At 62.2% G+C, this 6,361-nt stretch carries 6 protein-coding genes; 5 read left to right on the top strand and 1 reads right to left on the bottom strand.

Going from position 1 to position 6,361, the window contains the following annotated elements; genetic code table 11:
* From HX846_RS18625 to HX846_RS18615, 3 genes are all read left to right on the top strand, one after another.
* Positions 1 to 366: 2-oxo acid dehydrogenase subunit E2 (locus tag HX846_RS18625; protein ID WP_178965868.1), on the top strand; the 366-nt coding region annotated here is incomplete at its 5' end.
* A 3-nt stretch (positions 367 to 369) separates the two neighbouring features.
* The gene (gene lpdA / locus HX846_RS18620) at positions 370 to 1,749 is read left to right on the top strand and encodes a dihydrolipoyl dehydrogenase (protein WP_178965867.1); all 1,380 of its coding nucleotides are present in this window, start codon (positions 370 to 372) and stop codon (positions 1,747 to 1,749) included.
* Positions 1,750 to 1,944: 195 nt separating this feature from the next.
* Positions 1,945 to 2,964 carry a branched-chain amino acid aminotransferase gene (locus HX846_RS18615; protein ID WP_003212864.1) on the top strand — a complete coding sequence of 340 codons (1,020 nt, stop codon included), beginning with the start codon at positions 1,945 to 1,947 and terminating at the stop codon, positions 2,962 to 2,964.
* Between the two features lie 78 nt (positions 2,965 to 3,042).
* On the opposite strand, the gene HX846_RS18610 is transcribed toward HX846_RS18615, so the two are convergent.
* Positions 3,043 to 3,939 (bottom strand): GNAT family acetyltransferase, encoded by an 897-nt coding sequence (locus HX846_RS18610; protein WP_008434482.1) that lies wholly within the window; start codon positions 3,937 to 3,939, stop codon positions 3,043 to 3,045.
* Between the two features lie 216 nt (positions 3,940 to 4,155).
* Here HX846_RS18610 and ctlX point away from each other — a divergent pair, with 216 nt between their 5' ends.
* Together ctlX and HX846_RS18600 are read left to right on the top strand one after the other, a co-directional pair.
* A complete protein-coding gene (gene ctlX / locus HX846_RS18605) occupies positions 4,156 to 5,082 on the top strand; it encodes a citrulline utilization hydrolase CtlX (RefSeq protein ID WP_003212867.1) in 927 nt (308 codons plus the stop codon).
* An 11-nt stretch (positions 5,083 to 5,093) separates the two neighbouring features.
* Positions 5,094 to 6,140 carry an ornithine cyclodeaminase gene (locus HX846_RS18600; protein WP_087694492.1) on the top strand — a complete coding sequence of 349 codons (1,047 nt, stop codon included), beginning with the start codon at positions 5,094 to 5,096 and terminating at the stop codon, positions 6,138 to 6,140.
* The last annotated feature ends 221 nt before the right edge of the window (positions 6,141 to 6,361 follow it).

The following is a 6,361-nucleotide window of genomic DNA, read 5'->3' as shown; positions in this document are numbered from 1 at the left end:
GTGCGTCACGCCGAAGCCCGCGACCTGTGGGGCACGGCGCAAGAAATCAATCGCTTGGCGAATGCGGCGCGCAATGGCAAGGCCAGTCGCGATGAGCTGTCGGGCTCGAGCATCACCCTGACCAGCCTCGGTGCGTTGGGCGGGATTGTCAGCACCCCGGTGCTGAACCTGCCGGAAGTGGCCATCGTCGGGGTCAACCGCATTGTCGAGCGGCCGATGGTGATCAAGGGCCAGATCGTGATCCGCAAGATGATGAACCTCTCCAGCTCCTTCGATCACCGGGTGGTCGATGGCATGGACGCGGCGCAATTCATCCAGGCCATCCGTGGCCTGCTCGAACAACCCGCCAGCCTGTTCCTGGAGTAACCCATGTCTCAAACATTGCACACCACGCTGCTGATCATCGGCGGCGGGCCTGGCGGTTACGTGGCAGCGATTCGCGCCGGCCAGCTGGGCATCCCGACCATCCTGGTGGAAGGCCAATCGCTGGGCGGCACCTGCCTGAACATCGGCTGCATTCCGTCCAAGGCGCTGATCCATGTCGCCGAACAGTTCCAGCAAACCGTGCACCACAGCCAGGGTTCGCCGTTGGGTATCGAAGTCGATGTGCCGACCCTGGACATCGGCAAAAGCGTTGAATGGAAAGACGGCATCGTCGACCGCCTGACCACCGGCGTAGCCGCGCTGCTGAAAAAACACAAGGTCCAGGTCATTCAGGGCTGGGCCAAGGTCGTGGACGGCAAGACCGTCGATGTCGGCAACCAGCGCATCCAGTGTGAACACCTGTTGCTGGCCACCGGCTCGAAAAGTGTCAACCTGCCGATGCTGCCGATTGGCGGGCCGATCATCTCCTCCACCGAAGCCCTGGCGCCGAAACGCATCCCGAAACGCTTGATCGTGGTGGGCGGCGGCTACATTGGCCTGGAATTGGGGACTGCCTATCGCAAGCTCGGTGCCGAGGTCAGCGTGGTTGAGGCCCAGGACCGGATTTTGCCGGCCTACGACGCCGAACTGACCCAACCGGTGGCCGAATCCCTGAAGCAACTGGGGGTGAAGGTGTTCCTCAAACACAGCGTCACCGGTTTTGAGCACAACACCCTGCAAGTGCGCGACCCCAGCGGCGAGACGCTGTCGCTGGAAACCGACCAGGTGTTGGTTGCCGTTGGTCGCAAACCCAACACCCAGGGCTGGAACCTCGAAGCCTTGAACCTGGACATGAACGGTTCGGCGATCAAGATCGACAGCCGCTGCCAGACCAGCATGCGCAATGTGTGGGCCATCGGCGACCTCAGCGGTGAACCGATGCTCGCCCACCGGGCCATGGCCCAGGGCGAAATGGTCGCCGAACTGATCAGCGGTAAATCCCGCGAATTCAACCCGGCCGCGATCCCGGCGGTGTGCTTCACCGACCCGGAACTGGTAGTGGTCGGCAAGACCCCGGACGAAGCCAGGGCGGCCGGGCTGGACTGCATCGTGTCGAGCTTCCCGTTCGCCGCCAATGGCCGGGCCATGACCCTGGAGTCGAAAACCGGCTTCGTGCGGGTAGTGGCGCGCCGCGACAATCACCTGATCGTCGGCTGGCAGGCGGTAGGCGTTGGCGTCTCGGAACTGTCCACGGCCTTCGGCCTGAGCCTGGAAATGGGTTCACGCCTGGAAGACGTGGCGGGCACCATCCACGCCCACCCGACCCTCGGCGAAGCGGTACAGGAAGCAGCCCTGCGGGCCCTGGGGCATGCATTGCACCTATAAAATGGCGAAGTTCATATGTGGGAGCGGGCTTGCTCGCGAAAGCGGTGGATCAGCACCGAATGCATCGAATGACACGCCGCATTCGCGAGCAAGCCCGCTCCCACACAAGCCAAGAATGAAGTATTGTTGCGCCCATCCAGAAATAAACCATAAGCCTGCCTTCGACCAGGCGGTTGACAAAAGATAGAGGGTGTCATGGGTAACGAAAGCATCAATTGGGACAAGCTGGGTTTTGACTACATCAAGACCGACAAGCGTTTCCTCCAGACCTGGAAAGACGGCGAGTGGCAAAAAGGCACCCTGACCGACGACAACGTGCTGCACATCAGCGAGGGCTCCACCGCCCTGCACTACGGCCAGCAATGCTTTGAAGGCCTCAAGGCCTACCGCTGCAAGGACGGTTCGATCAACCTGTTCCGCCCCGACCAGAATGCCGCGCGCATGCAGCGCAGCTGTGGCCGCCTGCTGATGCCACAAGTGCCGACCGACGCCTTCATCGAAGCCTGCAAGGAAGTGGTCCGCGCCAACGAGCGGTTCATCCCGCCGTACGGCACCGGCGGCGCGCTGTACCTGCGCCCGTTCGTGATCGGCACCGGTGACAACATCGGCGTGCGCACCGCGCCGGAATTCATCTTCTCGATCTTCTGCATCCCGGTCGGCGCCTACTTCAAGGGCGGCCTGACCCCGCACAACTTCCTGATCTCCGGCTACGACCGTGCGGCTCCCAACGGCACCGGCGCAGCCAAGGTCGGTGGCAACTACGCCGCCAGCCTGATGCCCGGTTCCCTGGCGAAAAAAGCCAACTTCGCCGACTGCATCTACCTCGACCCGGCCACCCACTCGAAGATCGAAGAAGTCGGCTCGGCCAACTTCTTCGGGATCACCCACGACAACAAGTTCGTCACCCCGAACTCGCCGTCGGTGTTGCCAGGCATCACCCGCCTGTCGCTGATCGAGCTGGCAAAATCGCGCCTGGGCCTGGAAGTGGTTGAAGGCGACGTGCTGATCGACAAGCTGTCGGACTTCAAGGAAGCCGGCGCCTGCGGCACCGCCGCCGTGATCACCCCGATCGGCGGCATCGAGTACAAAGACAAGCTGCACGTGTTCTACAGCGAAAAAGAAGTCGGTCCGGTCACCCAGAAGCTCTACAAAGAGCTGACTGGCGTACAGTCCGGCGACGTCGAAGCGCCTGAGGGCTGGATCGTCAAGGTCTAAGCAACACTGCAAAACCAAACTGTGGGAGCGGGCTTNNCCGCTCCCACATTTTGATTTCAGTGTTTGGAAAACCGACGTTCAGGCCTTATCCATCGGGATGTTTTCCAGGATCTTCTTGCCCATGCTGATCCGCGGCTCCGCGCCATAACCCAGCGCCTCATAAAACCCCATCACCGCGTCATTGCCACTGGTGATCTGCAGGTTGATCTTCATGCAACCCAGCGCCGTCAACGCCTGCTCCGCATGCCGCACCAACGAGGCGCCCAGGCCCTGGCGGCGATAGTCGTTGTGCACCGCCACTGAATACAACCAGCCACGATGCCCGTCGTAGCCGGCGAGGATAGTGCCGATCACCGCCTTCTTGTCGGTGGCCACGAAGAACAACCCATCGTTGACCGCCAGCTTCTTGTCGATCGCCAGGCTCGGCAGGTTATGCGCCGCGTCATAACCAAACGCCGCCTGCCACAACGCCACCACCTGCGCCCGATGGGCCCGATCGCGATAGACGCCGATGGGATGGCGGGATGACAACGCCTTCTCCATCACCAGCGTGCGTTCATTGCCATGGTAGACATCGCGCACCGTGTGGAAACCCAGCTTGGTGTAGAACGGCTCGGCCGTCAGCGAAGACGGCACATGCAACAAGGTCACCCCGGCTTCCCGGGCACGCAGCTCGATTTCAATCATCAGCAAGCGCCCGATGCCCTGCCCTTGCAGCGCCGGATTGACGAAGACCGAGCGCACCACATTGGCGTCAAGTGCCGCCGTGGCAACGATCACCTCATCCTGAATGGCCACCAGCACCGTTCGACGCGCGAGCAACGCCACGACAGCCTCGGGAGTAAAGTTGCTCGCCACCCGCGCAATCACATCCGCCGGATAATCCCGGGCGTTGCTGTCATGCAGGGCCGCCAGGATGACCTGGCTGATGCCCTCGGCATCGGTAGTTTGGGCGAGACGAACTTCAGTGGGCATGGTTTCTCCATCCAGACAAAAAACCTCAGGCAACACAATACCAATGTGGGAGCGGGNNCTCCCACATTTTGATCTCCACTCACCTCCACAGCCGATTCGGCTGCCCCACCCCACTTTTCAGCTTTCCCGGCTGAGCCACCCCCTCAGTTCAGCCGGGATTCTTCCTTCACACCGCACAAAATAGCCTCACTGCCCACCCCATGGACCCGTGCCCCCATGCAAACCACCAACACTGTCCTGATGATCCGCCCGGCGCACTTCGCCTTCAACCCGGACACCGCGATCAACAACCGCTTCCAGCGTGCGCCTCTCGACCCGTTGGCGGCACAGCAGAAAGCGCTGGAAGAGTTCGACGGCTACGTCGACACCCTGCGCCACCACGGCGTGGAAGTGCTGGTGGTACAAGACACCCCCGCTCCCCATACCCCGGATTCGATCTTCCCCAACAACTGGTGGAGCAGCCACGCCGACGGCAGCCTGGTGCTGTACCCGATGGAAGGCCGGAACCGACGACTGGAACGCGACAAAGGCGTGCTGCAAGTGCTGGAGCAACGCTTCGCGATCCACAACACCATCGACTTCAGCCACCTCGAACAACAGAACATGTTCCTCGAAGGCACCGGCAGCATGGTCCTCGACCGCCAGCACCGCATCAGCTACGCCTGCCATTCCGGGCGTACCCATCAGGATGCCCTCCGCCAGTTCGCCGAACGCCTTGACTACCAGGTCTGCGTATTCCACGCCGTCGACCGCCACCACGCGCCGATCTACCACAGCAACGTAATGATGAGTGTCGGCCGCGACCTCTCCGTGGTGTGCCTGCAAGCCCTGCCCGATGACCACGAGCGCCAGGCCCTTGAACGCTCCCTGCGCGATACCGGCAAAGACATCGTCGCCCTGGACTTCGATCAGTTGGAAGCCTTCGCCGGCAACATGCTGGAAGTCCACGACCGCGACGGCCAGCCGCTGCTGGTGATGTCGGCCAGCGCCTGGGGCTCGCTCAAGCCCGCCCAGCGTCAGCATGTGGAGCGTCACACCCGGCCGGTGGTGGTGAACATCGACAACATCGAACGCATCGGCGGCGGCAGTGCCCGCTGCATGTTGGCGGAAGTGCATCTGCCCACCCGCCCCTCATTTCAATAAGGAGTCTTCCCATGACCCGCTATATCGACGTCAACGACTTGAGCTACCTGGTTTCGCAAAAAGGCCTGCAAACCTGCATTACCGAGATGGCCGAGTACATCCGCGCCGACTACCTGCGCTGGCAGGACTTTGAAAAATGCGCGCGCCTGGCCAACCACTCGCCCGAGGGCGTGATCGAGCTGATGCCGGTGTCCGACGCGTCGCTGTACGCCTTCAAATACGTGAACGGCCACCCGAAAAACACCCAGAGCGGCATGCTCACCGTCATGGCCTTCGGCGCCCTGGGTGATGTGGACACCGGCAAACCGGTGCTGCTGGCGGAAATGACCCTGACCACCGCGATCCGCACGGCCGCCACCTCGGCCCTGGTGGCGCGCTACCTGGCCCGGGACAACAGCCGCAGCATGGCGCTGATCGGCAACGGCTCCCAGAGTGAGTTCCAGGCCCTGGCCTTCCACGCGATGCTGGGCATCACTGAAATCCGCCTGTTCGACATCGACGCCAAGGCCACCGCCAAACTGGCCGCCAACCTCAAAGCCTTCCCGGCGATCAAGGTGATCCTGGCAGGCAGCGTTGCCGAAGCCGTGAAAGGCGCCGACATCGTCACCACCGTCACCGCCGACAAGGCCTACGCCACCATCCTCACGGACGAGATGATCGAACCGGGCATGCACCTGAATGCCGTCGGTGGCGACTGCCCCGGCAAGACCGAACTGGACCGACGAATCGTCGAACGGGCCCGCGTGATTGTCGAGTACGAGCCACAAAGCCGCATCGAAGGCGAGATCCAGCACATGCCGGAGGATTCGCCAGTCACCGAGCTGTGGCAAGTGATCAACGGCCAGGCGCCAGGCCGCGAAAACGCGCGCCAGGTCACCCTGTTCGACTCGGTAGGTTTTGCCATCGAAGACTACTCCGCCCTGCGTTACGTACTGGACGTGGCCACGGCGCTGGACGTGGGCAGCGAACTGGAACTGGTGCCGGACCTTGCCGACCCCAAGGACCTGTTTGCCCGCCTGGCCCAAGCACCGGTGGCACAGCAGAAAAAGCGCGCCTGAGACCGCTCTGGCCTGCCGCTTTGCGTGAAAGACAGGCCGGAAAAACCCGGTCAACAAGCCGATTCAGCGGGTGCCGCAGCCGTTTCCGCTGTGACCCGCGTTTTAACAGCACATTCCGCCCGCCGCGGCAGGGGTAAACGACACAAAAAACGCACCATCTTGAAGCATTCTCTCTGACAACAAACAGCCCAATTTAGTGAGGCAGCCCAATGTGGCGAGGG

The organism is Pseudomonas sp. K5002 (assembly GCF_013386655.1).
Taxonomy (GTDB): Bacteria; Pseudomonadota; Gammaproteobacteria; order Pseudomonadales; family Pseudomonadaceae; genus Aquipseudomonas.
This window is presented reverse-complemented; position numbering and strand designations above follow the sequence as displayed.

Bases quoted from the DNA above. Each gene is read 5' to 3' on its own strand.
- HX846_RS18615 (WP_003212864.1), top strand. From the start codon at position 1,945: ATGGGTAACGAAAGCATCAATTGGGACAAGCTGGGTTTTGACTACATC.
- ctlX (WP_003212867.1), top strand. From the start codon at position 4,156: ATGCAAACCACCAACACTGTCCTGATGATCCGCCCGGCGCACTTCGCC.
- lpdA (WP_178965867.1), top strand. From the start codon at position 370: ATGTCTCAAACATTGCACACCACGCTGCTGATCATCGGCGGCGGGCCT.
- HX846_RS18610 (WP_008434482.1), bottom strand. From the start codon at position 3,939: ATGCCCACTGAAGTTCGTCTCGCCCAAACTACCGATGCCGAGGGCATC.
- HX846_RS18600 (WP_087694492.1), top strand. From the start codon at position 5,094: ATGACCCGCTATATCGACGTCAACGACTTGAGCTACCTGGTTTCGCAA.